Annotated in this window: 25 protein-coding genes; 13 read left to right on the forward strand and 12 right to left on the reverse strand. The window is 64.1% G+C overall.

The window, feature by feature from the left end:
* Positions 1 to 65 precede the first annotated feature (65 nt).
* Positions 66 to 1,211 (reverse strand): PilT/PilU family type 4a pilus ATPase, encoded by a 1,146-nt coding sequence (locus Q8L25_RS05335; protein WP_308923886.1) that lies wholly within the window; start codon positions 1,209 to 1,211, stop codon positions 66 to 68.
* Positions 1,212 to 1,214: 3 nt separating this feature from the next.
* A complete protein-coding gene (locus Q8L25_RS05340) occupies positions 1,215 to 2,258 on the reverse strand; it encodes a type IV pilus twitching motility protein PilT (protein ID WP_308923887.1) in 1,044 nt (347 codons plus the stop codon).
* Positions 2,259 to 2,331: 73 nt separating this feature from the next.
* Between Q8L25_RS05340 and Q8L25_RS05345 the strand changes: the two genes are divergently transcribed.
* From Q8L25_RS05345 to Q8L25_RS05360, 4 genes are all read left to right on the forward strand, one after another.
* Positions 2,332 to 3,033 carry a YggS family pyridoxal phosphate-dependent enzyme gene (locus Q8L25_RS05345; RefSeq protein WP_308923888.1) on the forward strand — a complete coding sequence of 234 codons (702 nt, stop codon included), beginning with the start codon at positions 2,332 to 2,334 and terminating at the stop codon, positions 3,031 to 3,033.
* A 20-nt stretch (positions 3,034 to 3,053) separates the two neighbouring features.
* Positions 3,054 to 3,887: a pyrroline-5-carboxylate reductase gene (gene proC / locus Q8L25_RS05350; protein WP_308923889.1), complete on the forward strand. Its 834-nt coding sequence runs from the start codon at positions 3,054 to 3,056 to the stop codon at positions 3,885 to 3,887.
* Between the two features lie 198 nt (positions 3,888 to 4,085).
* The gene (locus tag Q8L25_RS05355) at positions 4,086 to 4,670 is read left to right on the forward strand and encodes a LysE family translocator (RefSeq protein ID WP_308923890.1); all 585 of its coding nucleotides are present in this window, start codon (positions 4,086 to 4,088) and stop codon (positions 4,668 to 4,670) included.
* A 10-nt stretch (positions 4,671 to 4,680) separates the two neighbouring features.
* On the forward strand, positions 4,681 to 6,147 hold the full coding sequence (locus Q8L25_RS05360) for a PLP-dependent aminotransferase family protein (protein ID WP_308923891.1): 1,467 nt from the start codon (positions 4,681 to 4,683) through the stop codon (positions 6,145 to 6,147).
* 4 nt (positions 6,148 to 6,151) lie between these two features.
* Here the strand turns inward: Q8L25_RS05360 and Q8L25_RS05365 are convergent, their stop codons facing one another.
* From Q8L25_RS05365 to Q8L25_RS05400, 8 genes are all read right to left on the reverse strand, one after another.
* Positions 6,152 to 6,877 (reverse strand): anti-sigma factor domain-containing protein, encoded by a 726-nt coding sequence (locus Q8L25_RS05365; RefSeq protein WP_308923892.1) that lies wholly within the window; start codon positions 6,875 to 6,877, stop codon positions 6,152 to 6,154.
* On the reverse strand, positions 6,874 to 7,431 hold the full coding sequence (locus tag Q8L25_RS05370) for a sigma-70 family RNA polymerase sigma factor (protein WP_308923893.1): 558 nt from the start codon (positions 7,429 to 7,431) through the stop codon (positions 6,874 to 6,876). Before Q8L25_RS05370 ends, Q8L25_RS05365 begins: the two co-directional genes overlap by 4 nt.
* An 82-nt stretch (positions 7,432 to 7,513) precedes the next feature.
* A complete protein-coding gene (locus Q8L25_RS05375; protein ID WP_308923894.1) occupies positions 7,514 to 8,047 on the reverse strand; it encodes a DUF3455 domain-containing protein in 534 nt (177 codons plus the stop codon).
* A gap of 86 nt (positions 8,048 to 8,133) precedes the next feature.
* Positions 8,134 to 8,484: a hypothetical protein gene (locus tag Q8L25_RS05380; RefSeq protein WP_308923895.1), complete on the reverse strand. Its 351-nt coding sequence runs from the start codon at positions 8,482 to 8,484 to the stop codon at positions 8,134 to 8,136.
* On the reverse strand, positions 8,481 to 8,867 hold the full coding sequence (locus Q8L25_RS05385; RefSeq protein WP_308923896.1) for a phage holin family protein: 387 nt from the start codon (positions 8,865 to 8,867) through the stop codon (positions 8,481 to 8,483). The genes Q8L25_RS05380 and Q8L25_RS05385 overlap by 4 nt, the downstream gene beginning before the upstream one ends.
* 56 nt (positions 8,868 to 8,923) lie before the next feature.
* Positions 8,924 to 9,280, reverse strand: a complete 357-nt coding sequence (locus Q8L25_RS05390; RefSeq protein ID WP_308923897.1) for a DUF883 domain-containing protein — start codon at positions 9,278 to 9,280, stop codon at positions 8,924 to 8,926.
* A 107-nt stretch (positions 9,281 to 9,387) separates the two neighbouring features.
* On the reverse strand, positions 9,388 to 10,242 hold the full coding sequence (gene ubiA, locus Q8L25_RS05395) for a 4-hydroxybenzoate octaprenyltransferase (protein ID WP_308923898.1): 855 nt from the start codon (positions 10,240 to 10,242) through the stop codon (positions 9,388 to 9,390).
* A 69-nt stretch (positions 10,243 to 10,311) separates the two neighbouring features.
* Positions 10,312 to 11,250, reverse strand: coding sequence for a hydrogen peroxide-inducible genes activator (locus Q8L25_RS05400; protein WP_308923899.1), 939 nt, complete (start codon positions 11,248 to 11,250; stop codon positions 10,312 to 10,314).
* A gap of 145 nt (positions 11,251 to 11,395) precedes the next feature.
* Here Q8L25_RS05400 and rfaE2 point away from each other — a divergent pair, with 145 nt between their 5' ends.
* The 7 genes from rfaE2 (at position 11,396) to Q8L25_RS05435 (ending at position 21,350) form a co-directional block, all read left to right on the forward strand.
* Positions 11,396 to 11,872 carry a D-glycero-beta-D-manno-heptose 1-phosphate adenylyltransferase gene (rfaE2, locus tag Q8L25_RS05405; RefSeq protein ID WP_308923900.1) on the forward strand — a complete coding sequence of 159 codons (477 nt, stop codon included), beginning with the start codon at positions 11,396 to 11,398 and terminating at the stop codon, positions 11,870 to 11,872.
* Between the two features lie 263 nt (positions 11,873 to 12,135).
* A complete protein-coding gene (locus Q8L25_RS05410; protein WP_308923901.1) occupies positions 12,136 to 13,626 on the forward strand; it encodes a hypothetical protein in 1,491 nt (496 codons plus the stop codon).
* A complete protein-coding gene (locus Q8L25_RS05415) occupies positions 13,623 to 15,107 on the forward strand; it encodes a hypothetical protein (RefSeq protein WP_308923902.1) in 1,485 nt (494 codons plus the stop codon). The genes Q8L25_RS05410 and Q8L25_RS05415 overlap by 4 nt, the downstream gene beginning before the upstream one ends.
* A gap of 41 nt (positions 15,108 to 15,148) precedes the next feature.
* A complete protein-coding gene (locus tag Q8L25_RS05420) occupies positions 15,149 to 15,589 on the forward strand; it encodes a hypothetical protein (protein WP_308923903.1) in 441 nt (146 codons plus the stop codon).
* A 39-nt stretch (positions 15,590 to 15,628) separates the two neighbouring features.
* On the forward strand, positions 15,629 to 19,321 hold the full coding sequence (locus tag Q8L25_RS05425; protein WP_308923904.1) for a tubulin-like doman-containing protein: 3,693 nt from the start codon (positions 15,629 to 15,631) through the stop codon (positions 19,319 to 19,321).
* Positions 19,322 to 19,334: 13 nt separating this feature from the next.
* Positions 19,335 to 20,579, forward strand: coding sequence for a hypothetical protein (locus Q8L25_RS05430; RefSeq protein WP_308923905.1), 1,245 nt, complete (start codon positions 19,335 to 19,337; stop codon positions 20,577 to 20,579).
* Between the two features lie 18 nt (positions 20,580 to 20,597).
* Complete coding sequence (locus tag Q8L25_RS05435; protein ID WP_308923906.1) at positions 20,598 to 21,350, forward strand: hypothetical protein; 753 nt, start codon at positions 20,598 to 20,600, stop codon at positions 21,348 to 21,350.
* An 86-nt stretch (positions 21,351 to 21,436) separates the two neighbouring features.
* Here the strand turns inward: Q8L25_RS05435 and trmL are convergent, their stop codons facing one another.
* Together trmL and Q8L25_RS05445 are read right to left on the reverse strand one after the other, a co-directional pair.
* The gene (gene trmL / locus Q8L25_RS05440; RefSeq protein WP_308923907.1) at positions 21,437 to 21,907 is read right to left on the reverse strand and encodes a tRNA (uridine(34)/cytosine(34)/5-carboxymethylaminomethyluridine(34)-2'-O)-methyltransferase TrmL; all 471 of its coding nucleotides are present in this window, start codon (positions 21,905 to 21,907) and stop codon (positions 21,437 to 21,439) included.
* Positions 21,908 to 21,933: 26 nt separating this feature from the next.
* Positions 21,934 to 22,656 carry a ComF family protein gene (locus Q8L25_RS05445; RefSeq protein ID WP_308923908.1) on the reverse strand — a complete coding sequence of 241 codons (723 nt, stop codon included), beginning with the start codon at positions 22,654 to 22,656 and terminating at the stop codon, positions 21,934 to 21,936.
* 78 nt (positions 22,657 to 22,734) lie between these two features.
* Between Q8L25_RS05445 and Q8L25_RS05450 the strand changes: the two genes are divergently transcribed.
* Both Q8L25_RS05450 and coxB read left to right on the forward strand, forming a co-directional pair.
* Positions 22,735 to 23,625, forward strand: coding sequence for a methyltransferase domain-containing protein (locus Q8L25_RS05450; protein ID WP_308923909.1), 891 nt, complete (start codon positions 22,735 to 22,737; stop codon positions 23,623 to 23,625).
* 605 nt (positions 23,626 to 24,230) lie between these two features.
* Positions 24,231 to 25,439: a cytochrome c oxidase subunit II gene (coxB, locus tag Q8L25_RS05455; RefSeq protein ID WP_308923910.1), complete on the forward strand. Its 1,209-nt coding sequence runs from the start codon at positions 24,231 to 24,233 to the stop codon at positions 25,437 to 25,439.
* Positions 25,440 to 25,451: the final 12 nt, after the last annotated feature.

Below are 25,451 nucleotides of genomic sequence, written 5' to 3' on the forward strand. Positions count from 1 at the left end.
ATTAACTGTAAGAAATTTGCATGTTTGTTGTTTAAAGTCAATGTAAATTTCTTGGCTTATTTCTTCTAGAGCAGTCCCAGGGAACTGCCGCCCGTGCTGGTGTCGCCCGCTCCGCGCGCATGCGCCGCCTTGCCGTTGAGCTTGATGGACAGCCGCAAGTCATTGACGGAATCGGCATTGCGCAAGGCGTCTTCATAGCTGATCTGGTCTGCTTCGTGCAGGTCGAACAGGGCCTGGTCGAAGGTCTGCATGCCCAGCTCGCGCGATTTTTTCATCAGCTCCTTGATCTCGTGCACCTGGCCCTTGAAGATCAGGTCGCTCATCAACGGCGAGTTGAGCAGGATCTCCATCGCCACCTTGCGCCCGCCGCCATCCTTGTTCGGCACCAGCCGCTGCGAGATCAGGCCCTTCAGGTTCAGCGACAAATCCATCAGCAGTTGCTGGCGCCGCTCTTCGGGAAAGAAATTGATGATGCGGTCCAGCGCCTGGTTGGCGTTGTTGGCGTGCAGGGTGGCCAGGCACAGATGGCCTGTTTCGGCAAACGCGATCGCGTGATCCATGGTTTCGCGGTCGCGGATTTCGCCGATCTGGATCACGTCGGGCGCCTGGCGCAAGGTGTTTTTCAGGGCCGTGCCCCAGTCCTCCGTATCGACCCCCACTTCGCGCTGGGTGACGATGCAGTTGCCGTGCGGATGGATGAATTCCACCGGATCTTCGATGGTGATGATATGGCCGTGGCTGTTGGCGTTGCGGTGTCCCACCATGGCCGCCAGGGTGGTCGACTTGCCGCAGCCGGTGGCGCCCACCATGATCACCAGGCCGCGCTTGCTCATCACCACGTCCTGCAAAATGGCGGGCAGGCCCAGCTTGCCCAGCTCGGGTATCGCGGTATTGATCGTGCGCAGCACCATGCCCGCCTGGCCCAGCTGTACGAAGGCCGAGACGCGAAAGCGCCCCAGGCCCTCGGGGCTGATGGCGAAGTTCGCTTCGTTGCTCGCTTCAAAGCTTTGCACCTGCTTGTCGTTCATCAGCGCGCGCACATGGCCGGCCGCTTGCGCCGCGTCGAGCGGCGTCGATGACAGCGGCGTCAGCTTGCCGTCGAGCTTGATGGCCGGCGGAAAACCGGCCGTAATGAACAGGTCCGAGCCGCCGCGTGCGCGCATCTGCGCCAGCAGCGCGTGGATGGTGCCGGTATTGTCGCTGAGTGTCATGGCTTATCCCGGGAAGTTTTCAGGCGACTTGGCGGCCGAACGCGCCGTCTCGGCCGAAATCGCGCCACGCCGCACCAGGTCCGTCAGGCACTGGTCCAGCGTCTGCATGCCGACGTTGCTGCCGGTCTGGATCGCCGAATACATCTGCGCCACTTTCGCTTCGCGGATCAGGTTGCGGATCGCCGGCGTGGTCAGCATGATTTCATGGGCCGCCACGCGGCTCGTGCCATCCTTGGTTTTCAGCAGGTTTTGCGCGATCACGGCCTGCAGCGATTCGGACAGCATGGTGCGTACCATTTCCTTTTCCTCGGCCGGGAACACGTCGATGATGCGGTCGATGGTCTTGGCCGCCGACGAGGTGTGCAGGGTGCCGAACACCAGGTGGCCCGTCTCGGCGGCCGTCAGTGCCAGGCGGATGGTTTCCAGGTCGCGCAATTCACCGACCAGTATCACGTCCGGATCTTCGCGCAGCGCCGAGCGCAGCGCATTGCTGAACGAATGCGTGTGCTGGCCCACTTCGCGCTGGTTGATCAGGCATTTCTTTGGTTCATGCACGAATTCGATCGGATCTTCGATGGTGAGGATGTGATGGTTCAGCCGTTCATTGACGTGATTGACCATCGCTGCCAGGGTGGTCGACTTGCCCGAACCGGTCGGTCCCGTCACCAGCACCAGACCGCGCGGGCGCATCGCCAGCTCGCCGAAGATGCGCGGCGCGTTCAGCTCTTCCAGGCTCAGCACTTTCGACGGAATCGTGCGCAGCACGGCCGAGGCGCCCCGTTCCTGGTTGTAGGCGTTGACCCGGAAACGCGCCAGGCCAGGAATCTCGAACGAAAAATCGCATTCGAGCGCTTCTTCATAGGCCTTGCGCTGGCCGTCGTTCATGATGTCATAGATCATGCCGTGCACTTCCTTGTGCTCGAGCGCCGCCACGTTCAGGCGGCGCACGTCGCCATTGACCCGTATCATCGGCGGCAGGCCGGCGGACAGGTGCAAGTCGGAAGCCTTGTTCTTGACGGAGAATGCGAGTAGTTCGGAAATGTCCATTTATAATCCCTGTGCCTGCAATAAAGGGCGCCGCGCGCATGCCGCGTCAACGCCCGCCCACTAGAAAATGATTATGTCCACAATCGAACAGAACTTGCAAGCCGTGCGGCGCAGTATTGCGCAAGCGGCCGCAGAAGCGCAGCGCCCGGCCGATGCGGTCACCCTGCTGGCCGTCTCCAAGACCTTTGGCGTTGACGCCGTGCTGGCGGCGGCGGCCGCCGGCCAGACGGCGTTTGGCGAAAACTATCTGCAGGAAGCGCTCGACAAGATCGCCGCCGCCAGGCTGGCCCTGCCGCAAGCGGCCATCGAATGGCACTTTATCGGCCCGATCCAGAGCAACAAGACGCGGCCCATCGCCGAGCATTTCGACTGGGTGCATACGGTCGAGCGCGAAAAGATCGCCGCCCGCCTGTCGGAACAGCGCTTGGCAGGCATGGCCGACTTGAATATCTGCCTGCAGGTCAATATCAGCGGCGAAGCGAGCAAGAGCGGCGTGTCGCCGGAAGAGCTGCCAGCGCTGGCGCGCGCCGTGGCGCAACTGCCGAAGCTGCGCCTGCGTGGCCTGATGGCGATTCCCGAACCGCAGACCGATCCGGTCTTGCAGCGCGCCGCGTTTGCGCAGCTGCGTTCCCTGTATGCGCAGCTGCGCGCCGACGGCCTGGCGCTCGATACCCTGTCGATGGGCATGTCGTCCGACTTGCAGGCGGCCGTGCTGGAAGGCGCCACCATCGTGCGCGTCGGCAGCGCCATCTTCGGTTCACGTAATTATTCCTGACCTTCATTGAAAGTATGACCATGACGCAAGCGTTGAAGATAGCATTTGTAGGCGGCGGCAATATGGCGGCGGCCCTGATCGCCGGCCTGGCGGGGAAACTCACGGCGGGCAGCAACATCCACGTGATCGATCCGCATGCGCCGGCGCTGGAAAAGTTAAACACGCAGTTTGGCGTCACCACCGCGGCTGCGGCCGATGATGCGCTGCGCGCGGCCGACGTGATCGTGCTGGCCGTGAAACCGCAAAGCATGCGCGAAGTGGCGGCGCAGCTGCTGTCGTTCCTGGATGTGGCCAAGGCGCCGCTGGTGCTGACGATCGCCGCCGGCATCCGCAGTGTCGACCTGGCGCGCTGGCTCGGTGATTACCCTGCCATCGTGCGCTGCATGCCGAACACGCCGGCGCTGATCGGCATGGGCATTACCGGCATGGTGGCCAGCGGCGGCGTCAGTGCCGCGCAGAGAGCGCAGGCCGACGCCATCCTGGCGGCGGTCGGCACCACTGTCTGGCTCGACAATGAAGAAAAGATCGATCCGGTGACGGCGATTTCGGGCAGCGGCCCGGCCTATGTGTTCTACTTTATCGAAGCGATGCAGGAGGCGGCGCGCGAACTGGGTTTGAGCGACGAGCAGGGTACGCAGCTGGCGATCGCCACCTTTACGGGCGCGGCGCAACTGGCCGCCAACTCCAGCGAGCCGGCCTCGGTGCTGCGCGAGCGCGTCACCTCGAAAGGCGGCACCACCTACGCGGCCTTGACCAGCATGGAAGAGAGCGGCGTCAAGGCGGCCATCGTCAAGGGCATCAAGGCGGCCGCCGCGCGCGGACGTGAACTGGGTGAAGAGCTGGGGAACACCTGACAAAACCATAGCCAGTGCCGTGATGCGGGAAAAATCTGGAGAGCGATAGTATCGGCTTGCCCGGGCAGGGCGGCCTGTATCGTCGCTGTAGCAGTCGTTCGAGTGATACAGCATGTGCTTGTACGCGGCGCCTTGTGCCTTGTCCCTGCCGTGCCGCGCTTCTAGACTGGGGCCTTCTCCACGCTGCGACGGCATGCCATGATCGAACTCCTGCCCCTGATGAGCTATTGCTTTGTGATGTCCGCCACGCCCGGGCCGAATAACGTCATGCTGGCCACCACCGGCGCCAATTTTGGCTATCGCGGTGCGCTGCCGGTTATCCTCGGTATCCAGGTGGGCATCTTTGTGCAGACCATGCTCATGTGCGTGGGGCTGGGCAGCGTGTTCGTCGCCTATCCGATGGCGCAGCAGGTACTGCGGATCGCGGGCGCGCTGTACCTGATGTTTTTGGCCTGGAAGCTTGCCGGCGCCTCGGTGGCGGGAACCCGCGCACCGAAGGCCGTGTCGTTTGCGCAGGCGGCGCTGTTTCAGGCGCTGAACCCCAAGAGCTGGCTCAAGGCGATCACCATGGCGTCGGTCTTCATGCCTTCGCAGAGCAACATGCTCGCCAGCGCGCTGCTGGTGTCCGTGATCGGCACCGTGGTGGGCATGCCGTGCAACGCCATGTGGGCGCTGTTCGGCGTGTCGATCCGCAGCGTGCTGAAAGCGCCCCGCAACCAGCGCATATTCAATCTGGCGATGGGGGCCATCCTGCTGGTCCTCGCCGTGATGTTTTTACGCTAGACTTCCACCCATGTTCGCCATCGACCGTTCCTCACCCGTCGCCCTGTTCAAGCAGATCGAGGCCGCATTGCGCCAGCAGATCGCGCAACGCGTCCTGCCTGGCGGGACCCGGCTGCCGTCGATCCGCCAGCTTGCCACGCAGCTCGCGGTGAGCACCAATACCGTGGTGGTGGCGTATGACCGGCTGGTGGCCGCAGGCGTCATTGATACGCACGGCACGGCGGGCTTCTTCGTCTGCGCACCACTTGACACAGGTCGCGCCATTCCCGACGAGGTGGCGCTGGAAGCGGGGCAGGAGCAGGAGCCGGTTTGGCTGAGCCAGCAAGTGAACGATCAGCGGCCGGGCGTGCTGCTGGCCAGCAGCGGCGCCTTGCCGCCCACCTGGCTGCAGGACGCGCTGCCGGCGGCCGCCGTGCAACGTGGCCTGGCGCGCAGCGCGGCCGGCATGGCCTCGCGCTGTCCGCCGCAAGGGCTGGCCGAACTGCGCGAACAGATCGCGCTGCTGTTGCGCGGCATCGGCATCGCTGCGGACGCCAGCCACATCCTCACCACGTTCGGCGGCACCCATGCCATCGATCTGATCTGCCGCACGTTTCTGCAGCCCGGAGATACGGTGCTGGTGGAAGACCCCGGATACTTCCTGATGTTCGGCAGGCTGCGCCAGGACGGCGTGCGCCTGGTGCCCATCAAGCGCCGCCCCGATGGCCTCGACCTGGACGAACTGGAAGCCGCCTGCCGCGCGCACCGTCCGCGCCTGCTGTTCGTGCAGACGGCCTTGCACAATCCCACCGGTTGGAGCAGCAGCGCCGCCAACCTGCACAAGGTGCTGATCATGGCGCAGCAGCATGGCTTCCTGATCGCCGAAGACGACGTGCACGGCCATTTCCAGCAGGGCCACTGCACGCGGCTGGCATCGCTGTCCGGACTGGATGGCGTGATCTACTACTCCAGCCTGTGCAAGGCGCTCAGCCCGGCCCTGCGCATGGGCTACCTGGCCGCGGCACCCGCCCTGCTCAAGCTGCTGATGCGCACCAAGATCCACGCCATCATGACTTTGCCTGCGCTGAACGAATACGTTTTGCTGGAAGTGCTCAAGGCCGGCAACCTGCGCAAGCACCTGGAGCGGCTGCAACGCAAGATCATGGTGGCGCGCAACGCCAGCACGCGGCAACTGAGCGCGGCCGGCGTGTTGTTCGAGCAGCCCGGCGACGCAGGAATTTTCCTGTGGGGCACCATGCCCGAAGGGCTGGACGTGGACTTGCTGGTGCAGGACGCCTACCGCAACAAGATCCTGCTGATGCGCGGCGCCGCGTTCTCGGCCAACGACACGCCCGACCAGCACATCCGCTTCAATGTCGCCTTCAGCCAGCATCCCCGCGTGAGCGCCTACCTTGAAGAACGCCTGCGCGCGGTGGCTGGCGCGCGCTCAAGCCTGGCTCGCGCCAGCGGCGCCGCCAGCATCGAGGGCAAGTCCTGAGGTTCTACATTACCTTCACGGCGCGGCCGATATACAGGATCGGGCCGGTCGGCCGGCCCGTCGGCGAGCCTGTTTCCGGCTCCAGGGTGATTTCAAACAGCTGTTCGGCCTGCATCGGCGGCAGCTTGTCGAGATTCAGCTTGAGTGTCTGGCCCGGCTGCACCAGGCCCAGCGAGACGGGTGCGCCCCAGTCCTTGCCCTTGGTCCAGAACTGCAGGGATTTTTGCTGCGGCACGGCGGTCGGCCCCAGCGGAATCAGGCTCAGGTCGCGGCCGTTTTTATTACCCGCCTGCACGATCCATCCGGGGGCCTTGTCCTGCGGCGCGACCAGCACCACCAGGTAGCCGGGGCCGCTGGGTGCCTGCAACTGCATGGTCACCATCACGGCCAGCGCGGCGGCGGTAGCCAGGCCGCCGCCGGCCAGTATTCTCCAGAACGCCAGGCTGTTCCACCAGGCTTGCCAGCCCCCGGCCTGCCGCACGGCGTTCGGCGTGAACAGGGTCGAAGCGATGCGTGGCCACAGCTGGGGCGACGGTTCCGCCGGCGGCGCCAGCGCGGTCAGGGGCAGCAGCCGCCGTTCCCAGCTGTCGACGGCGTCGCGCAGCAGGGCGTCGCGCGGCAAGCGCTGTTCGACCTTGCTGCGTTCATGCGTTTCAAGGGTGCCCAGCACATATTCGCTGGCCAGGCGTTGCAGTTCTTCGTCGCTCATCGGCAAATCCGGCGTATTCATCCCATGCACTCCCGCAAGCTTGCCAGGCCGCGCTTGACCCAGGCTTTCACGGTACCCAAGGGCGACGCCACCCGCTGGGCGATTTCGCTGTGCGAGCAGCCGTCGACATAGGCGTACAGGATGCAGTTGCGCTTGGACTCGTCAAGGTGGCCCAGGCAATCGTGCAGCTTGCCCATGTTCGCTTGCAGGGCGTAGGCATCGGCTGGTTCATCGTCCTGGCGTGCATGCAGCAGGTTTTCCACGGTATCCTCGTCAGCCGATATTTCATGGGCGCGCGCACGCGCCACGTTCAGCGCCTGATGCCGCACCACCACATAGATCCAGCCCTTGCCGCTGCCGCGCGTGGCGTCGAAACTGCCGGCGCGGCGCCAGATGCTGAGAAAGGCGTCGTGCAGCACGTCTTCGGCCAGCGCCCGCTGGCGCACGATGCGCAGCGCCACGCCCAGCAGGTAACGGCTTTCCTGCTGGTACAAGGCCTGCAGGGCCTGCTGTTCGCCGCGCGCGCAGGCGCGCAGGGCGGCGTCGTAGTCGTAGGTGGCGGCTGGTGTAGGCAAGGTGGCGGCGATCGGTGGGTTGGCAAGTTTTCAATGGATTATAGGCCAGAAAATAGCTTGCCAACCGTCATGTTTCAACCGTTCAGGCAGCTTTCCAGAAAATATAATCGGCCTGGTAGGGCACCCATTGCTTGGCGCCCAGATTGCTGGCGCTGCAAGCGGACATCGGCGCCACGCCGCCCTGGGTGGCCACCCGCTGGATATAGCTGACGCCCTGCATGGCGCCGCTGCCGGTGGCCGGATTGGCTTTGACCAGCTGATACGGAATATTGCCGGCGCCGGCGGGCGCCACCGCCACCTGGGTGGCCGTCACGGCCGAACCATCGCGGCTGGCCCAGGTGGCCGGTGGGCCGACATAGGTGCCGACCTGCATGCCGCCGCGGTCATTGAGCACCGCGTCCGGGCCGCCGAATACCCATTCGTGGCCGCTCATGTCTTTCTTGGCCTTGCATTCATAGGCGATCTTGCCGACGCCGACGGTCTGCATGGCCACCTGGTGGCCGGCCGGTACTTGCACGGTGGCGGGCAGGGCGTCTTGCGAGTAGCGCGCGGCCATCGGCGCGCAGGCCGTCAGCAGCAGGGCGGACAAGGGAATGGCGATGGTAGTGATGTGCATGGCAGGCTCCTGAAAGTATGGTTCAACCGGTTGGCTGATACCAGTACTACCCACGGGCGCGCCGTTTGGATGCAGGCGGGGAAAATTTATTTTGCAAGGTGTTGGGCGCGTTGCCTGTCCATCCGCTGCAGCACGCTGCGGATCACGGGCAGGGCCACTTTCGCGTGCCGCAGCAGCCTGGATGCCTTGAGCAGCAGCGGCAAGGTGCGGCGCGGGCGCAGCAACATCAGGCCCAGCACGGCGGCGCCCACCAGCAGCGGTTTTTTCACGCGCGCCATGATGGTGTGGCGCAGATTGCCGCCGCTCAAAGGTTCCAGCAGCAACTGCGTCTGCACGCCCAGCGCCGTGCGCTGCAGCGCGCATTCGGCCAGCAGCGCGTCGCGCCGCTGCCTGGCGCTCGGCTTTATCTTGAGAGGGGGATGGGACTCGTGACTCATGGCTGCTCCGATTCGCGCTTGGCCAGATGGTGCAGGGCGTCGAGGTCCTTGCTCAGCTCATCCATGGTGAACGACAGCAGCTTGGGCTTGTTGCGAAAGCTGGCGCGTACGCCGACCAGGGTGGCGATGGCGGCAACGATAAAGAAGGTCGAAGAAATGGCGATGGCGCCGATGCGGTGTGTGTCCCAGAAGATGACGATGACGAGAAACACCAGCAACACCAGGCCGACAAACAACAGCAGCAGGGCCAGCATCGCCAGGCCCAGGTAGGTCAGGTAGCGCAGCGACTCTTCTTCCATCTCCACCGCCGCCAGTTTCAAGCGGGTCTGGATGATGGCGGCCAGGGTCGCCGCGACGCGGGCAGCATGTTGAACGATAGCCATGAACTGCCTTTCGTGTCGAAATGCAGGCGGCCAGGCCGCCCGGATGGTACGGGGAACTAGCGGCGCGACGAGGCCAGCAGCAGGCCGAACAGCACGCCGACGACGGCGCCGGCGCCGACCGCTTTCCACGGATTGTCCTGCACGTATTCGTCGGTGGCCTTGGCGGCCTTCTTGGTGCGGTCGACCACGTCTTCTTCCAGTTTGATCAGATCTTTCTTTGCCGTCTCGAGAGTGGCAATGAATTTTTCTTTCACGGCGCGGATGTTTTCGCCGGTCTGGCCGCCTGCATTGTCGAGCCAGCCTTCGGCTTCGTTGATGACACCCTTGATGTCGCCGATCACTTTATCGCGTGCCTGGCCGGCGTCGGCGATGATGTTGTCGCTGCTGGATTTGCCTGTTTGTATCGAGCTCATGTATTACCTCATCGGTGGGTGAAAGCACAGTGAAATACCAGTGTAGACAGCAGCGGCAAGGTGGTCTTGCGGCGCCTCAACAAGGTCCGAGGCGCAAGACTGATTGCCTAGCGGAACGCAAAGTCGAGCACGACCCCCGCAAAAACCGCTGCTCCTAGCCAGTTATTATGCCGGAATGCGGCAAAACACGGCATACGCTCGCGTGCGCGTATCAGGGTGTAGTGATAAACGGCGCAGCCGGCGGCCACCAGCAGGCCCGCCACGTACCAGTAGCGCAGGCCCAGATACCAGCCGCAAGCGAGCCACAGCAGCAGGAATACGGCATAGCACAGCATGATGATGGCCACGTCGTAACGCCCGAAGGTGATGGCCGAGGTCTTGATGCCGATCTTCAGGTCGTCGTCGCGGTCGACCATGGCGTATTCCGTATCGTAGGCCACGGCCCAGAATACATTGCCCACCAGCAGCAGCCAGGCGACGGGGGGCACCGAATCCGTGATGGCGGCAAAGCCCATCGGAATGCCGAAGCCGAACGCGATGCCCAGGTAGGCTTGCGGAATCGCGAAGAAACGCTTGAAATACGGGTAGGTGGCGGCGATGATCACGGCCGCCACCGACAGTTGTTTGGTCAGCGCATTGAGGGGCAGGATCAGGCAGAAGGCGGCCACCGTCAGCACGCCGGCCACGGCCAGCGCCTCCTTGCCGCTGATGCGCCCGCTGGTAATCGGCCGCTCGGCCGTGCGCTTGACGAATTTGTCGATATCCTGGTCGGCGTAGTCGTTGATGGCGCAGCCCGCCGAGCGCATCAGGAAGGTGCCGAGCACGAAGATCAGCAGCAGCCGCCAGTCCGGCACGCCTTGCTGCGCCAGCCACAAGGCGCACAGGGTAGGCCACAGCAGCAATACGGTACCGATCGGCTTGTCGAGCCGGATCAGGCGGAAATACAGCGCCAGCTTGTTCATGGAAATCTCGATCTTGTTGAAGAGAAACGCTGATTATCGCAAATAGTATGCTTATGTACTATTGTTGCGCTACGCTTCTTCCGTCAGCAGCATCTCGACGCCGGGCAGCTGGCAGCCGGCAATCGCCGCGCACAGGGCGTCGATGGCGGCCTTGCGCGTAAAACTTTTGCGCCACAGCATCACCACCCGGCGCGAGGGCGCCGGCTCGTCGAATTCGCGGTATTCCAGCATGCCGTCGGCGGCGTGCATGTCCGGCACCGAGGCGCGCGGCAGCACGGTCAGGCCGATGCCGCTGGCCACCATATGGCGGATGGTTTCCAGCGATGACCCCTCAAAGGTGCGCTGCATGCCGTTGCCGGGCGAGGAAAAGCGCGCCATTTCCGGGCACACTTCCAGCACCTGGTCGCGGAAGCAATGGCCGTTGCCCAGCAACAGCATGGTTTCCGATTTCAGATCCTGCGCGGTAATGCGCTTGCGCGCCGTCCAGGCATGGTGGCGCGGCATGGCGACCACGAACGGCTCATCGTACAGATTGTGCATGGCCATGCCGTGTTCGGGCAGGGGCAGGGCCATGATGGCCACGTCCAGTTCGCCCTGGCGCAGCAGTTCGAGCAGGCGCACGGTGAAATTTTCCTGCAGAATCAAGGGCATCTGCGGCACCTGGTCTATCATCGCTTTTACCAGCGGCGGCAGCAGGTAGGGGCCGATGGTGTAGATCACGCCCAGGCGCAAGGGCCCGGCCAGCGGGTCCTTGTTCTGCTTGGCCAGCTCCTTGATGGCGGCCGTCTGTTCCAGCACGCGCTCGGCCTGGGCGATGATTTGCGCACCCAGCGGCGTGACGGAAATTTCGGCGCCGCCCCGTTCGAACAGCACCACGCCGAGCTCGTCTTCGAGCTTCTTGATGGCCACTGACAGGGTCGGCTGGGCAACGAAGCAGGCTTCGGCGGCATGGCCGAAGTGCTTGGCGCGCGCGACCGCCACGATATATTTCAGTTCAGTCAGTGTCATAAGATGATTGAAACACAGGAAGTGTTCGCTTGCAATGAATGAAAGCGACGCGCGCGGCAAACTGTCGCGGCGATCGCGTATTGTAGCGGATCGCCCCCTATAATAGAGGAAGCACACCTCTTACTCTACTGCACAACGGAAGCCCATGCCTGACTTTGAAACCAAATTATGCAGCCGCGAGGACCTGCAGGCGCGCGCCGCGGCCTTGCCGACACCGGTGGTCGTGACCAATGGCGTGTTCGATATCCTGCACCGCGGTCACGTGACCTATCTGGCGCAGGCGCGCGCCCTGGGCGCCTCGCTGGTGGTGGCGATCAATACCGACGCCTCCGTCAAGCGCCTGGGCAAGGGCGACGACCGCCCGCTCAACAGCTGCGAAGACCGCATGGCCGTGCTGGCCGCGCTCGAATCGGTGAGCCTGGTGGTGCCGTTCTCGGAAGACAGCGCGCTCGAAGTGGTGCAGGAAATCGAGCCCGGCATCTATGTCAAGGGCGGCGACTACGACATGACGGCGATTCCCGAAGGCAAAGCCGTGCTGGCCTATGGCGGCCAGGCCGTGGCGATCGACTTCGAACACGACCGCTCGACCACCAAACTGCTCAGCAAGGTGCGCCAGCAATAAGTATCAAGCAATCAGTATCATGCCGCGCCACATTGCGCACACAGCCGCTTGTGCGGGTGCCTGTTGCGTTTATACTATCGTGTTGGCGCGTGGCGTAGCGCCGCGCGCATGAACTTGGCTATTGCCAATGTTTCCTCATGGATAAAAAGGCGGTAATATGATCAACATGCCAAGGCTGCCCATCAATCAGCCGCAGCGCGTAGTGCCGCCTTTCCTGTTACGCCACATCCCATGGCGGTCATCGTTTGCGACAGAAGAAATCAATGGATCATAAAACCACGGGAGAATGGCTGCTGCAGTCCGGCGTCTGGATTGCCGATGAAGCCCGGTCAGGAATGCAATTTGAACGTAGTGCCGCAGGCAAGGCGGTGTCGCCGCGGTTGACCAGCGACGATATCGGCCAGCTGATGCGCACGCCGCGCCTGCCCGGCGACGCCACGGTGCAGTTTCCGCCCGAATTTCATTTCAGTCCGTTTACGGGCGCTACCCTGCAGGCGCCGACTACCGCCGGCCAGGCCAGCGCCTGGCTGCCGCCGTTTGGTGCGCGTCCGCTCAACAGCAGCGCCATGCCCGGCGCCACCGGCCTGCGCCAGACGGCCGTGCCGATCAAGCTGGCGCGCAGCCCGGCGCGCGACGAGCCTGCCGATTCCCTGGCCAATGCCGATCCCGACGCCACGATGCCCACGCCGCCGCCCGGCGAGCACGCGTTTTTCTCGGCCCGCTTCGGCACCACCGGCGCGGCCTTGCTGGCGCTGGACGCGCGCAAGGGTTCCTTGTACGGCTGGCTGCCCGGTTCGCAGCACTGGCTGGCGCTGGAGTCCTCGCAAGGCGGCCTGCTGTCCGAATGCCTGCTGGGCGAGACGGCCTGGCGGGCAGAACTGGCCACCGGCTGGAACAGCCGCCTGTACCTGCCCAGCGGCCATGGCCTGGCCTGCATCACGCCCGATCTTCCTTCGCTGAGCTACCAGGTCGAACATTTCGGCGATGCGCCGTCGGCCGCCGCGCCGGTCTGGTTCCAGGGCCGGCTGTGGGCGCCGCTGCAAGGGCCCGACGGCGTGATCCGCTTCCTGAACCTCGATGCCCAGCATGCCTTGGGCGCGGAAGTAGTGCTCGACGGCGCGGTGTCGTTGGGCCGTGTCAGCGCGCCGGTGGCGTATGGCCGCAGCGTGATCTGGCCGTGCGAACATGGCCAACTGCGCCTGCAGCAGCGCCAGGACGGCGGCATGGCGGCCAGCTGGATGCCGTGGCCGGCCGGCCTGCAGCCGCAATTCGATTTTGGCTGCCCCTATCTGTCGCGCGATGGCGACCTGTGGCAGCTGTGCTTTGACGTCGTCGCCGACCGCTATCTGTACCTGAAGCTGGGCACGCAAGGCGAAACGGTGGAGGCGATGGAGCCGCGCCTGTGCTCGGGCAGTTTCAATTACCGCTTTTCCACCAAGCTGAAAACCGCGCCGTGGCTGGAGCTCGAGCGCGGCAATGACGGCGGCAGCAGCAAGTCGGTGATGCCGCTGCTGGAAGCGGGCGAGACCGTATTGGGCGTGCGCTTTGAAACCCGCAGCAGCCTCGACAGCGTGCTGCGCTCGGAAGAGCGCATGTATGCGCAACTGCTGCAGGACGACGGCGTGCGCGAACTGCCGTTCCACGCGTTTTCGGTGGCCGAACCGTGGCGCATGCGCCTGTTTGCGCACCAGGGCACGCTGTGGGCGTATCACCCCTTGCTCAATCGTATGGACGGCTGGAAGCTGCAAGCATGAACCCGATGAAACGCGTGATTTTGCGCATGCTGGGCGCCGTCGCGGCGCTGGCGCTGGCCGCTCCCTTGCAGGCGGCAGGCATCCAGCAGGCTTTCCTGGTGCAGAACTCGGGCTGGATGGAGCCGTTTTATACCGACCAGCAATCGCAGCTGAAAGCCCTGGTCGGCGCCGTGGCGCAGGCCGCCAGCACGCCCGACGACCAGCTGTTTTTGCTGGCCTTCAGCCAGAGCAGCGGCGGCAATGTCTCGCCCGCGCTGCTGGGGCAAGGGCGCGGCGCGGCCGCCATCAACGCCCAGCTGGCGCCGCTGGGCCTGGCGCGCAAGGGCAAGGGCGGCGCGCTGGCCGACACGGACTTCCAGGAAGCCGTGACGAAAACCATTACGGGACCGTTCCGTTCGGCGTCCGGCATCGTGTGGATTTTTACCAATAACAAGAACAGCCCCAATAACGACAGCCAGACGGCCGAGCGCAACCGCGATTTCTACCGTCTGCTGCACCTGGAGCCATCGATCACCAAGACCTTGGTGTTTCCTTTGCGTATGCCGGTACAGGGCAAGCTCTACAGCGCCAAGGGCCTGATGGTGTATGCGCTGGCGTATGGCCAGCCGGCCGCCGACGCCTTGACCCGCATCCAGGCCGAAGGGCGGCTGTCGAAGGTGCTGACGCGCGCGCCGGCGCGCTTGAAACCGGTCGACCAGGACGCCGTGCGCATCGTGCCGCAGTCGGTCAAGAACAGCCCGAACGTGCACGCCAGCCTGGGCCGCGATGGCCGCACCATCGTGCTCGACGTGGAGGCGGCCAGCCTGGTGCCCCAGGTGGTGCTGCAGGCTTCGCTGCAAAACATGTTTTTCCCGTATGTGATCGACAACGCCACGGTGCGGGCGGCGCTGGCCGGCCAGTCGGCGCCGCTGCAGGTGACGCCCGATACCATCAAGGGTTTGCAGCCGGGCGCCAGCCAGTCTGTCGAAGTGCGCTTCGACTTGCCGATGGCGCAGATACCGTCGCCGTGGTCGGCCCAGGCCCTGTCGGCCATGGGCAAGCAGGTGCTGCTGCCGATGACGGCGACGGTCGGTTTGGCGGACCAGCGCCTGGCGCTGTCAACCGGCTTTGCCACTGAATTGCAGGAACTGTTCCCCGGCGACCCGATCTCGGAAGTATTCACGCCACCCGACAGCGTGCGCGCCTCGCAGGCCACGGTGCCGCTGCTGGTGCGCATCCAGTACCCGCTGCTGCCGGTGCTGCTGATCATCGGCACCATCCTGCTGCTGGTGCTGGCATTTATTCTGTTCGGCCTGCTCGGCACGCGCAGCAAGCGCTACCGCGTGGTGGTTGACGGCGTGGCGCGCCAGGTCGTGCTCAAGCCGTTCAAAAGCGTGGTCATCAGGGACGACGGCGGGCGCGATATCGGCGAACTCAAGCGTGGCTTGGGCAAGCCGTCCATCGTGCGCGTGGCCGACGGCCATACGCTGATACTGGCTTGATACGCCCCTTTTATATTCCCCTTACTTTTTCGAGGCAGACGATGGCACAAGATACTCCCAAAGACAACGCAGGCTTTACCTTGCCACCACCGGCGGCCGAGCCGGCAACACCGGCCACGCCAGCCACCGCCGCACCCGCCACCAGCGCCAGCGTCGAGACCGCGCCAGCGCTGGACCAGGTCGGCGCCACCGACACCTCGTCGCGCGACACCCTGATCGGCGGCGCCGTGCTGCTGGTACTGTTCGTCGCCTTTTTCTTTGCCAAGAACGCGTATGCCAACGGCCTGGTGGGCAAGCGCGTGTCGCCGAACAAGGCCAATGCCTCGGGCTGGTGGCTGTTCATCTTCCTCGCCAGCCTGGCCACCGCCGTGGTGCTGGCGGCCGTGAACTCGCATAAATTCCTGGCGCCCCTGTTCATGGGGCCGCTGGTGCTGGTCGGCCTGGTGGCGCTGGTGCTCACATTTACTTCCAGCAAAAACTGATTGCCCGCGCCGGCACCGAACTCCCGTTAAGGAAACACCATGTCAGACACACTGAACCAGACCACCGCCGCGCCTGGCGAGCGCAAGCAGGACAAGATCATCGATTTGCGCCCCACCTTGTTCATCGGCGTGGGCGGCACCGGCATGCAGGTGCTGATGCGCGTGCGCCGGCGCATCCTCAATACCTTGTGGGGCAACCCGGGCCAGCGCCAGCGGGTCGACAAGCTCGATGAATTTCCGGTGGCGCAGTTCATACACTTCGACCTGGACAGTGGTGCGGTGGTGGAAAGCGGCGAATCGCAGGCGCAGGACCTGCAATTCGACCTGCTGAAATTTACCGACGATGAAAAGATCGTCGGTTCGTTTGACGCCGACAAGTACGGCCGCGACGACGATTCGCTCGAGCGCTATCCGCACATCAAGGAATGGCTGCCGCTGACGCCGCAAAAAATCCGCGACCTGAACTTCGACATGCAGGCCGGCGCCGGCCAGGTGCGCGCCGTGTCGCGCCTGTATTTCTTCGACAAATACAGCAAGGTACGCGACAAGATCCGCCTGAAGCTGAAGAACCTGAAGGCCGGCCTGTCGCACGAGCGCCAGTTGAGCGAGCTGGGCCTGCGCATGGAGCCGGGCCGCTTCCGTATCGTGGTGGTCGGCTCGGTGGCCGGCGGCACCGGTTCCGGCTCCTTCCTCGACATGGGCTACCTGGCGCGCTGGATCGCCGAGACCGAGGTCGAGCATGCGGACGTGGAACTGATGCTGTTCCTGCCGAGCGGCTTTACCCGCAACAACAAGGACCGCACCGAAGGCAACGGCTATGCGGCGCTGATGGAGCTGGAATCGGCGATGATGGGCAACCAGAACTACCTGAGCCGCTGGGACAGCTATGACCGGCCCAAGCTGGCTCGCGTGCCGTACAGCGAAGTGTTCCTGGTCGACTCGGGCAACCTGGCCCAGCAGCATACCGACAGCGTCAACGACATCTATCATATGGTGGCCGACTCGCTGTTCGAGGATTTTGCCTCGGCCGACTTCGCGCGCGCCAAGCGCTCGATCGCCGTCAACCAGGCGCAGCACAAGAATTCGATGTACAAGGCACCGGTGCCGCAGAACCGCTTCGGCGACATGCGTTTGTATTTCTCGCAGCGCTACTCCTCGTTCGGCATGGCCGTGCTCGATACACGCCAGGAAGCGGCGCGCGATGAACGCGCCCACCGCTGGGCCGGCGCCATGCTGAAAGCGTTTTTTGGCGTGGGCGGCAGCGACGCCGGTGCGAATCGCGCCAATGACGACCAGCGCAATGATTTCATGGGCGCGCACATGGGCTTGCGCGCCGTGCCGTTCGACGACTTCCCCGTGTTTTCCGACAAGAGCATCGAGCTGAAACGTTCGAATGGCGCCTTCGAGGATTTCCAGGTGGTCGACGACCTGCTGGCCGAGCGCCAGGGCAATTTGCTCAGCGGCGTGGAAGAGCGCGTCAACCGCCGTGTCGACGAGATCCGCACCGGCTACGACCGCAAGGAATGGCCGGCCCAGTTGCGTGACGCCGTGCGCCAGCTCGAACGCGACGCCGTGCGCGACCAGGATTCCACCGCCGACACCACCGAAGACCGCATCGCCAAGCGCCGCGCGGAACTGTTCGGCCATATCAAGCAGGTGGTGCGCGACCAGTTGTACGGCTACCTGGACAACAAGGAATTTGGCGGCCTGGAATATGTGCTGTCGCTGGTCGAACAGATGAAGGACCGCATCGAAGCACCGGGCAGCGGCCTGATCGCACAGATCGACACGAATGCCGAACGCTATCGCGAAATCAAGGAAGCCGTGCGCACGCGCGAATACGAGCGCCTGCTGAACAACCTGGAACAGACCCGCGGCGGTTTCTTCGGCAGCGGCGAGAAACAGGCCGGCGTGGTGATGGACCATTTGCGCACCGAAATCGCCAATGCGCTCAAGTTCCACCTGCGCGCGCGCGCCGCCGACGAGGCGGTATTGCTGCTGCGCGACATTTCGCGCTGGCTGGGCAACCGCACCGGCGTCGATGCCGAAGGCCGGGCCGTGTGGAATGGCCTGGTCGGCGAGTTGCAGCTGGGCCGCGCCGCCGTGCTCGACATGCTGAACCAGCTGCAGACCGCCAATGTTATCGTCCAGAAAGACCTGCAGAAAGACCATGCGACCGCCATCGTCGTGCCCGTCACGCTGGCCGATATCGCCATGCCGAGCGCGGCCACCTTGCGCGACTGGGCCGATGAAGCGTTCAAGGACATCGGCGGCTCCAAGACCCTGTTTCCGATGCTGGGCGATGTGGCCCAGCGCGGCGAGATCTTGAACAAGGTCAAGCGCATGGCGGAAAACCGCCTGGCCAGCATGGGTGTCAACGACCAGGAGGCGGCCAGGGCCGACCCGCTATTCCTGGCGCTCGACCAGATGGACCCGGCGCGGCGCCAGGATTATTTCCGCAAGCTGCTGGCCTGCGCCATGCCGTGGATCGACGCCAATATGGTGGGCGAGTTCACGGTCAAGGCCGACCAGTACAAATGCGTGATCGGCGTGGCGGGCGCGGTGGCCTTCAAGGCCAAGTTTGGCGCGGAAATCAATGCCTGCGTGCAGACCCAGGCCGGTATTACCAGCAGCCAGGTCGAGATCGTGGAAACCGGCATCGCCGGGCGCGCCGTCTGCTATTGCGAACTGGCCGGCGTGCCGCTGACGGTGCTGCGCGGCCTGGAAGGCTGGCGCACCAGCTACCGCAAGGAGAGCGACGAGGAAAAAGCACCGATCCATACGCATATCGATACCACCCAGTTCAACCATCCGGTCTCGCCGAGCACCGATGAGATCCGCATGATGGCCGAACACTTCGGCCTGTTCCTGAAGGCCGTCATGCTGGGCATCCTGACGCGCCACAGCGGAAGAGTGGTGCCGCTGGGCCAGTATCTGTTTGCCATGGGGCGTGGCGACTTGCGCCGTATCGGCAACGAGCGCCTGATCCGCCAGAATGGCTTGCACAATGTCTTCCAGGGCCTGATCGAATCGCGCGTGGCCGAGCGCCTGGCCGAGTTCGATGCGGCACAAACGGTGGCCCTGGCCGCGCTGGCCAGCTATTACGCCGACGAGGTGTACACGCCGCGCCTGGTATCGATCAATGGTGGTGTGCAACTGGACAACAAAGGCTTCGGCAATGCCATCGCCCGTGAAATCGCCGCCGATCTGCGCGAGAGCGCGCGCCGCAAGGGCCTGACCGATGCCGAGGTCACCAAGCTGGAGCAAAAGCTGTATGAAAACCTGAAGCTCTGGGCCAATGTGATACCGGAGTCGGACGCCGATGCGCATGAGTGGGAAGTGCAGCCACCGGGAGAAAGTGGCTTGCCGCGGCTCAAATTCGCCATCAAGCCGGAAATGCTGGAAGCGGGCGCGCTGCAGGCGCTGTTTGCGCCACCAGCAGCTGCGGCTGCACCGGCGCCGACGGCGTTTGCCGCGGCAACGCTGGCACCGTCTTCGATGCCGTCCCTGGCGCCGGTCGAGCACCAATATATGCTGGGCATCGACAGCAAGCCGCAAGGACCGTATACGGCGCAGCAGATTGCGCAATTCGTGCGCGCCGGCCAGATCGTGCCGGCCGCCACCAAAGTCTGGCGCGAAGGCATGCCGGCCTGGGTCGAACTGACGCAATTCCCCGAGCTGGCCTCGGCGCTGTTCAGCTCGATGCCATCGCTGTCGCCACCGCAGCTTTAATGAAGGACGTGTTGTGAACAAGTGTGTCAAGTGTCAATCGGTGCTGGTCGGCGGCGTAGCGTTCTGCCCGTTTTGCGGCCAGGGCGTGGCGGGTGCCGTCGCGCCGCCGCCATTGCCGAAACCGGTGGCGGCCGTGGTGCCACCGGTGCCGGCACCGGTTCCGGTCAAGGCTGAACCGAAGCCGGAAGCCAAGCCGGAACCCAGGGTCGAGCCCAAGGTCGAGCCCAAGGTGGAACCCAAGCCGGCGCCGCAGCCGGTGCAGAAGCCTGTCCCACAGCCTGCACCGGTGCCCGTGCCCAAGCCTGTTCCCAAAGTGGAGCCCCCGGCCCAGCCGCCCGCACCGCCGAAAAAATGGCCGCGCTGGCTGGCCGGCATCGCCGTGCTGGCGCTGGTGATCGTGTATATGAACGGCAAGCCGGGCGGCAAAAGCGAATCGGCCTGCAATGACGCCATCGACAGCGGCCTGAAGCTGGTGGCCGACGGCAGCCTGGACGGTGCGCGCCAGAAGCTGGCGACGGCGAAAAACGTCTGCACCGGCAAGTCCAGCGCCAAGGCCGAAGACTTGCAGGCGGCTATCGGCAAGGCCGGCGCCGCAACGGCCGGCTGCCAGCGCAGCGTCAAGGCGATTGAAAATGCGCTCGACGGCAAGCGCTTGCAAAGCGCCGGCGAGGCCATCGCCAAGCTCGACGCCGATTGCGCCGGCGCCGCCACGGTGGAGTCCTTGCGCAAGCAGCTGGCGCGCCAGCAGGCGGCGGCCGCCTCGGTACAGGTGGGCGTGCGCCAGGCGCTCGACAACAGCGATGCCTCGGCGGCGCAAAACGGCATCGCCAAGCTCGAAGCGATCGATCGCGAATATCCGGAACTCAAACAGCTGAAAGCCGACTTGCAGGCCTTGAATACGCCCGCACCGGCACCGGTACCCACACCGACCCCGGCGCCAGCGCCAGCGCCGGCGCCGGTTGATCCGGCACCAACGCGCCCGATCCAGACCGAACCTGCCGCGCCGCGCGTGGTCGAACGTGCTGCGGCTGCTCCCGCACCGGCCGTCGACAATGGCGCGGCCATGCGCAACGAGATGGCGCAATCCTTCCTGCGCGATGCCGAACGGGCCATGGCCGATGGCCGTTTCGACGCCGCCAAGACCTATCTGGACAGCGCGCGCCGCGTCGACCCGAACAACCCGCGCATCGACAGCCTGTCGCGCCGCATCCGCGACCGCGAGCGCCAGGTGCTGCAGACGGAAACCACGATCAAGTAAGTTACTTTGGAGCCTCTCATGAACAAGACCACGTTGCGCGCCGCCGCCGCCCTGACCCTGACCGCCATGCTGGCCGGCTGCGCCACGGCACCCGGCAACCCGAACGGCGTACGGCAAGACACGCCATATCCGCAAGGCGGCCAGAATCCGCAAGCGGCCACCGACGATGACCCGTGCAGCGTGGGCGCGACCGCCGCCGCCGGCGCGGCCGTCGGTGCCTTGCTCGGTGCCTTTGTCAACGGCAAGAAGGGCGCGCTGCAAGGCGCGGCCCTCGGTGGCGGCCTGGCCGCGGCCGGTTGCCTGGCGATCAATGTGAACTCGCGCCAGACCAAGACGGCGGCCCAGGCCGACCGCGACTATATCCGCGCGCGCGGCGCGCTGCCACGCGAACCGCAAGTGGTGTCGTACACGCCGCAGGTGAGCGCGGCCACCGTCAAGCGCGGCCAGCCGTTCAAGGTCAACTCGGTGGTGGAGCTGGTCAATGGCAGCGCGCAGAACGTCAACGACGTGCGCGAGGAACTGGTGGTGCTGGACCCGCAGGGCCAGCCCTTCAAGTCCGGCTCGAAGTCCTTGGCCAGCAATAACAAGACGGGCGGGCGCTTTGAAAACTCGTTCGAGCTGACCTTGCCGGCTGGCGTGTCGCAGGGCGTGTATGGCGTCAAGACCAATCTGTACGTCAACGGCAAGCTGGCCGCCACGCGCGATCTGCGCACGCAGCTGGTGATACTGGATGTGGAGACGGGTGCCAACGCGCAGCTGGCGCTGCGCTGATTGCGTAATCCGACAACACCACTGACGCCAACAATGTTGTCGGATTACGGCCCCTCTGGGGCCTGCGCGGCCCGACCTAATCCGACCTACGCGCCGCCGGCGTAGCCATGCTGGCGCCACGCTTCATACACGACTACCGCCACCGTGTTCGACAGATTCAGGCTGCGGTTGTCGGGGCGCATCGGCAGCCGGATGCGCTGTTCGCCGGGGAAACTGTTGCGCAGTTCCGGGTCCAGTCCTTTCGTTTCCGAGCCGAACACGAACACGTCGCCGGGCAGGAAGGCCAGCTCGGCAAACGGGCGCGAGCCGTGCGTGGTCATGGCGAACATGCGCGCCGGGTCCGGTTGCGTGTCGGCGATAAAGGCGTCCCAATGCCTGTGCACCTTCATGCTGGCGTAGTCGTGGTAATCGAGGCCGGCGCGTTTCATTTTTGAATCGTCGAGCGGAAAGCCCAGCGGTTCGATCAGGTGCAGCTGCACGCCCGTATTGGCGCACAGGCGTATGATATTGCCCGTATTGGGCGGTATTTCCGGGTTGACCAGAACAACATGAAACAAAATACTCTCCCTATTTAAATAATCAATCAGCGCGGCGGCGTGCGCGCGGCCACCAGCACGGTGACCTTGCGCGCGCCGGCGCGTTTCAATGCGGCCGCCAGCGCGTGGACGGTATGGCCGCTGCTCATCACGTCGTCGACGATGCCGACATGGCGCCTGGCCACTTGTTCGGCATATTGCGGCGCCACCATGAAGGCCTGCGCCAGGTTGGCCCGCCGTTCGCGCGGCGCCACGCCGCTTTGCGCCCTGGTTTCGCGCACGCGGGTCGCCAGCCGCGCTTGCAGCGGGATGGCGAGGCGGCGCGCCAGCGGGCGCGCAATTTCCAGCGCCTGGTTGTAGCCACGTTCCACCAGCCTGGCCGGGCCCAGCGGTACCGGGCACAGCAATTGTGGCGCATCCCAGCCACTGTCGCGCCGCACGGCCGCCACCAGCAGCTGCGCAAACAGCGGCGCCAGCGCCAGGCGCGCGCCAAATTTCAGTTGCAGCAACAACTGGTCGACCGGCGCCGCATAGTCCGCCGCCGTCCAGGTGGCGTCATAGGCGGGCGGCCGGCGCAGACAGCGTCCGCACACAAGGGCCACGTCGGCCAGCGGATTGGCGCACTGGCGGCAACGGCGCCGCGTGTGTTCCAGGTATTGTCGCCGGCAAGGCGAGCACACGACGCCACGGCAACTGCCGGCGCACAGCGCGCACTGGGCCGGCAGCAGGCTGCCGAGCACATCGAGGCAAAAGAGGCTGTTGATCGCCATGGCCGGGTTCCATGTACACTGCCGACATTATCTCATCTCACCCGATTCGACATGTCAGTTCCCACTACTCCGCCCAAAATGAGTGCGCCCATCGATGCGGTGCACGTCCGTGATTTCTTTTCCCGCCCGGCGCGCGTGGCGCCGTCCGATTTCCTGCGCCGCGAAGTATCAAGCCGCATGCACGAGCGCCTGGAGCTGGTGAAGATCGCCCCCCTGCGCGTGCTCGACGCGGGCTGCGGCCCGGGCGCCGACCTGGCGCAGCTGCACAAGGATTATCCGGCCGCGCAGATTCTCGGCCTGGACGCCGCGCAAGCGATGGTGCAGGCGGCGCGTGCGCCGGCCAGCAAGTTGTCGAGCCTGAACCAGTTTCTCAGCAAGCTGCTGCCGGCCAAGACGGGCGTGGACTTGCTGTGCGGCGACCTGGGCGACCTGCCGCTGGCGCCGAACAGTGTCGACCTGGTCTGGTCCAACCTGGCGCTGCACTGGCATGCCCAGCCCGACCGCGTGTTTGCCGAATGGCGCCGCGTGCTGCGCCTGGACGGCTTGCTGATGTTTTCCTGTTTCGGCCCCGATACGTTCCGCGAACTGCGTGACGCCTTTGCCGAAGCCGATCTGTATCCGCACGCTTTGCCGTTTGTCGACATGCACGACTTTGGCGACATGCTGGTCGAGGCGGGTTTTTCCACGCCGGTACTCGATATGGAAATCATTACGGTCACCTATGACACCCCGGAGAAACTGCTGGCCGATGTGCGGGCGTTTGGCGGCAATCCGCTGACCACGCGCCGGCGCGGCCTGATGGGCAAGGCGGCCTGGCAGCGGATGCTGGCTGCTTTGGAAGCGATGCGTCGTCCTGACGGCAAGCTGGGCCTCACTTTTGAAGTGTTGTATGGGCATGCGTTTCGCCCGGCGCCGCGTGTCACACGCAATGGCGAAGCGATCATCCGCTTTGATTTGCCGCGTAAATAAGCAGGTTTCAAAAACGGAATAATTGGCGCGCAACCCCAAGAGTCCCTGATAAAACGGCCATGGCGTTGTTGCCTTGCCTCGCCGTACATGCGTACTGTCTTCGGCGCGGCGCCTGGCCCTGACCATTTTCTCAGGAACTCTTTGCGCGGGATAAAACCGAGACTTTGTCAGCATCGCGGCTGATATGGCCGCAACCGTTGCAATCCGCGCCACCATCGGTGATGTAGCTCCGCATGCACCGCATATTTCTTGATGGATTCAACTTTTCTTGCTTATAATCGTTGACTGTTTTGTCAGCTTGTTAAGCTAAAAAACAAGGGCCGTGCAAAAAATAAAAATGCAAAGCAAGCCACGCTCGAAGTTAGTGCATTAGTATAGTAACCATCTTGCATGCAGGGTGATGCAAGGATGGATGGGAAAACAGGGTTGCAGCATGGTGTTCCGGCAGCGTTTTGCATGGATCGCCAGCATGGAATCTGCTGGTGCTACAGGCCTGCGGCGGCGGTCGGGCCGTTGTGCTTTTCATGGAGGAGCGGCAGCGGGGGAGTACGGAGGTTTCCGCAGCCGTTTAAAATATCGTTATTTTTTAGGTGGTTGGGGAAAACATGACTTATGCAAAGCGACTGCTATCGTCGATGCCGGGACTATTGCTGCTAGCGGCTGGCAGCGGACAGTGGGCCATGGCGGCGCCTGCCGCCTCCACCTATCCTGGTACGGGCGGTCCGGTACCGTTCGAGATGAATCTGCAACCGCCGGCGACCCAGATCGCCCATGAAATCTACGATTTGCACACCTGGATGATGGTCATCTGCCTGGTGATCTTCGTGGCCGTGTTCGGCGTCATGTTCTATTCCATCTTCAAGCACCGCAAGTCGCTGGGCCACAAACCGGCCACCTTCCACGAAAGCACCACCGTCGAGATCGCCTGGACCGTCGTGCCTTTCCTGATCGTCATCGGCATGGCGCTGCCCGCCACGCGCACCGTGGTCGGCATGAAAGACACCTCGAATGCCGACATCACCATCAAGGCCACCGGCATGCAGTGGAAATGGGGCTATGACTACCTGAAAGGCGAGGGGCAGGGCATTTCCTTCCTGTCCAACCTGTCCACGCCGCGCTCGCAGGTGGGTGCGCCCGGCGCGCCACCGACGGAAAAGCGCGGCGAAAATTACCTGATCGAAGTCGACAATGAAGTGGTGGTGCCGGTCAATAAGAAGATCCGCGTGGTGCTGACCGCGAATGACGTGATCCACGCCTGGTCGGTGCCCGCCTTTGGCGTGAAACAGGATGCGATTCCCGGTTTCGTGCGCGACACCTGGTTCAAGGCCGACCATATCGGTACCTTCCGCGGCAATTGCGCCGAGCTGTGCGGCAAGGAACACGCCTTCATGCCGATCGTCGTGAAAGTGGTCTCCGCTGACGACTACAAGGCCTGGGTCGACGTGAAACAGAAGGAAATGGCGGCGCTGGCCGACGATCCGAACAAGACCTGGACCATCGACGAGCTGAAGGTCAAGGGCGAAAAAGTGTATGCCGCCAACTGCGTGGTCTGTCACCAGGCCACCGGCAAGGGCGTGCCGGGCGCGTTCGCACCGCTCGATGGCTCGGCCATCGTCAACGGTCCCAAGGCCGAACAGATCCACGTCTTGCTGAACGGGCAAAAGAGCGGCAAGTATCCGGCGGAAATGCCAGCCTGGAAACAGTTGTCCGACACGGATATCGCGGCAGTGATCACTTACACGCGCAATAGCTGGTCCAACAAGGCCGAAGAAAATATCGTTCAACCAGCCGAAGTCGTGGCTGCACGCAAGTAATCAGGAGCAGAC

This window comes from Janthinobacterium sp. J1-1 (assembly GCF_030944405.1).
In the GTDB taxonomy this organism is placed as follows: Bacteria; Pseudomonadota; Gammaproteobacteria; order Burkholderiales; family Burkholderiaceae_D; genus Janthinobacterium.

Bases quoted from the DNA above. Each gene is read 5' to 3' on its own strand.
- Q8L25_RS05335 (WP_308923886.1), bottom strand. From the start codon at position 1,211: ATGACACTCAGCGACAATACCGGCACCATCCACGCGCTGCTGGCGCAG.
- Q8L25_RS05340 (WP_308923887.1), bottom strand. From the start codon at position 2,258: ATGGACATTTCCGAACTACTCGCATTCTCCGTCAAGAACAAGGCTTCC.
- Q8L25_RS05345 (WP_308923888.1), top strand. From the start codon at position 2,332: ATGTCCACAATCGAACAGAACTTGCAAGCCGTGCGGCGCAGTATTGCG.
- proC (WP_308923889.1), top strand. From the start codon at position 3,054: ATGACGCAAGCGTTGAAGATAGCATTTGTAGGCGGCGGCAATATGGCG.
- Q8L25_RS05355 (WP_308923890.1), top strand. From the start codon at position 4,086: ATGATCGAACTCCTGCCCCTGATGAGCTATTGCTTTGTGATGTCCGCC.
- Q8L25_RS05360 (WP_308923891.1), top strand. From the start codon at position 4,681: ATGTTCGCCATCGACCGTTCCTCACCCGTCGCCCTGTTCAAGCAGATC.
- Q8L25_RS05365 (WP_308923892.1), bottom strand. From the start codon at position 6,877: ATGAATACGCCGGATTTGCCGATGAGCGACGAAGAACTGCAACGCCTG.
- Q8L25_RS05375 (WP_308923894.1), bottom strand. From the start codon at position 8,047: ATGCACATCACTACCATCGCCATTCCCTTGTCCGCCCTGCTGCTGACG.
- Q8L25_RS05380 (WP_308923895.1), bottom strand. From the start codon at position 8,484: ATGAGTCACGAGTCCCATCCCCCTCTCAAGATAAAGCCGAGCGCCAGG.
- Q8L25_RS05385 (WP_308923896.1), bottom strand. From the start codon at position 8,867: ATGGCTATCGTTCAACATGCTGCCCGCGTCGCGGCGACCCTGGCCGCC.
- Q8L25_RS05390 (WP_308923897.1), bottom strand. From the start codon at position 9,280: ATGAGCTCGATACAAACAGGCAAATCCAGCAGCGACAACATCATCGCC.
- ubiA (WP_308923898.1), bottom strand. From the start codon at position 10,242: ATGAACAAGCTGGCGCTGTATTTCCGCCTGATCCGGCTCGACAAGCCG.
- Q8L25_RS05400 (WP_308923899.1), bottom strand. From the start codon at position 11,250: ATGACACTGACTGAACTGAAATATATCGTGGCGGTCGCGCGCGCCAAG.
- rfaE2 (WP_308923900.1), top strand. From the start codon at position 11,396: ATGCCTGACTTTGAAACCAAATTATGCAGCCGCGAGGACCTGCAGGCG.
- Q8L25_RS05410 (WP_308923901.1), top strand. From the start codon at position 12,136: ATGGATCATAAAACCACGGGAGAATGGCTGCTGCAGTCCGGCGTCTGG.
- Q8L25_RS05415 (WP_308923902.1), top strand. From the start codon at position 13,623: ATGAACCCGATGAAACGCGTGATTTTGCGCATGCTGGGCGCCGTCGCG.
- Q8L25_RS05420 (WP_308923903.1), top strand. From the start codon at position 15,149: ATGGCACAAGATACTCCCAAAGACAACGCAGGCTTTACCTTGCCACCA.
- Q8L25_RS05425 (WP_308923904.1), top strand. From the start codon at position 15,629: ATGTCAGACACACTGAACCAGACCACCGCCGCGCCTGGCGAGCGCAAG.
- Q8L25_RS05435 (WP_308923906.1), top strand. From the start codon at position 20,598: ATGAACAAGACCACGTTGCGCGCCGCCGCCGCCCTGACCCTGACCGCC.
- Q8L25_RS05445 (WP_308923908.1), bottom strand. From the start codon at position 22,656: ATGGCGATCAACAGCCTCTTTTGCCTCGATGTGCTCGGCAGCCTGCTG.
- Q8L25_RS05450 (WP_308923909.1), top strand. From the start codon at position 22,735: ATGAGTGCGCCCATCGATGCGGTGCACGTCCGTGATTTCTTTTCCCGC.
- coxB (WP_308923910.1), top strand. From the start codon at position 24,231: ATGACTTATGCAAAGCGACTGCTATCGTCGATGCCGGGACTATTGCTG.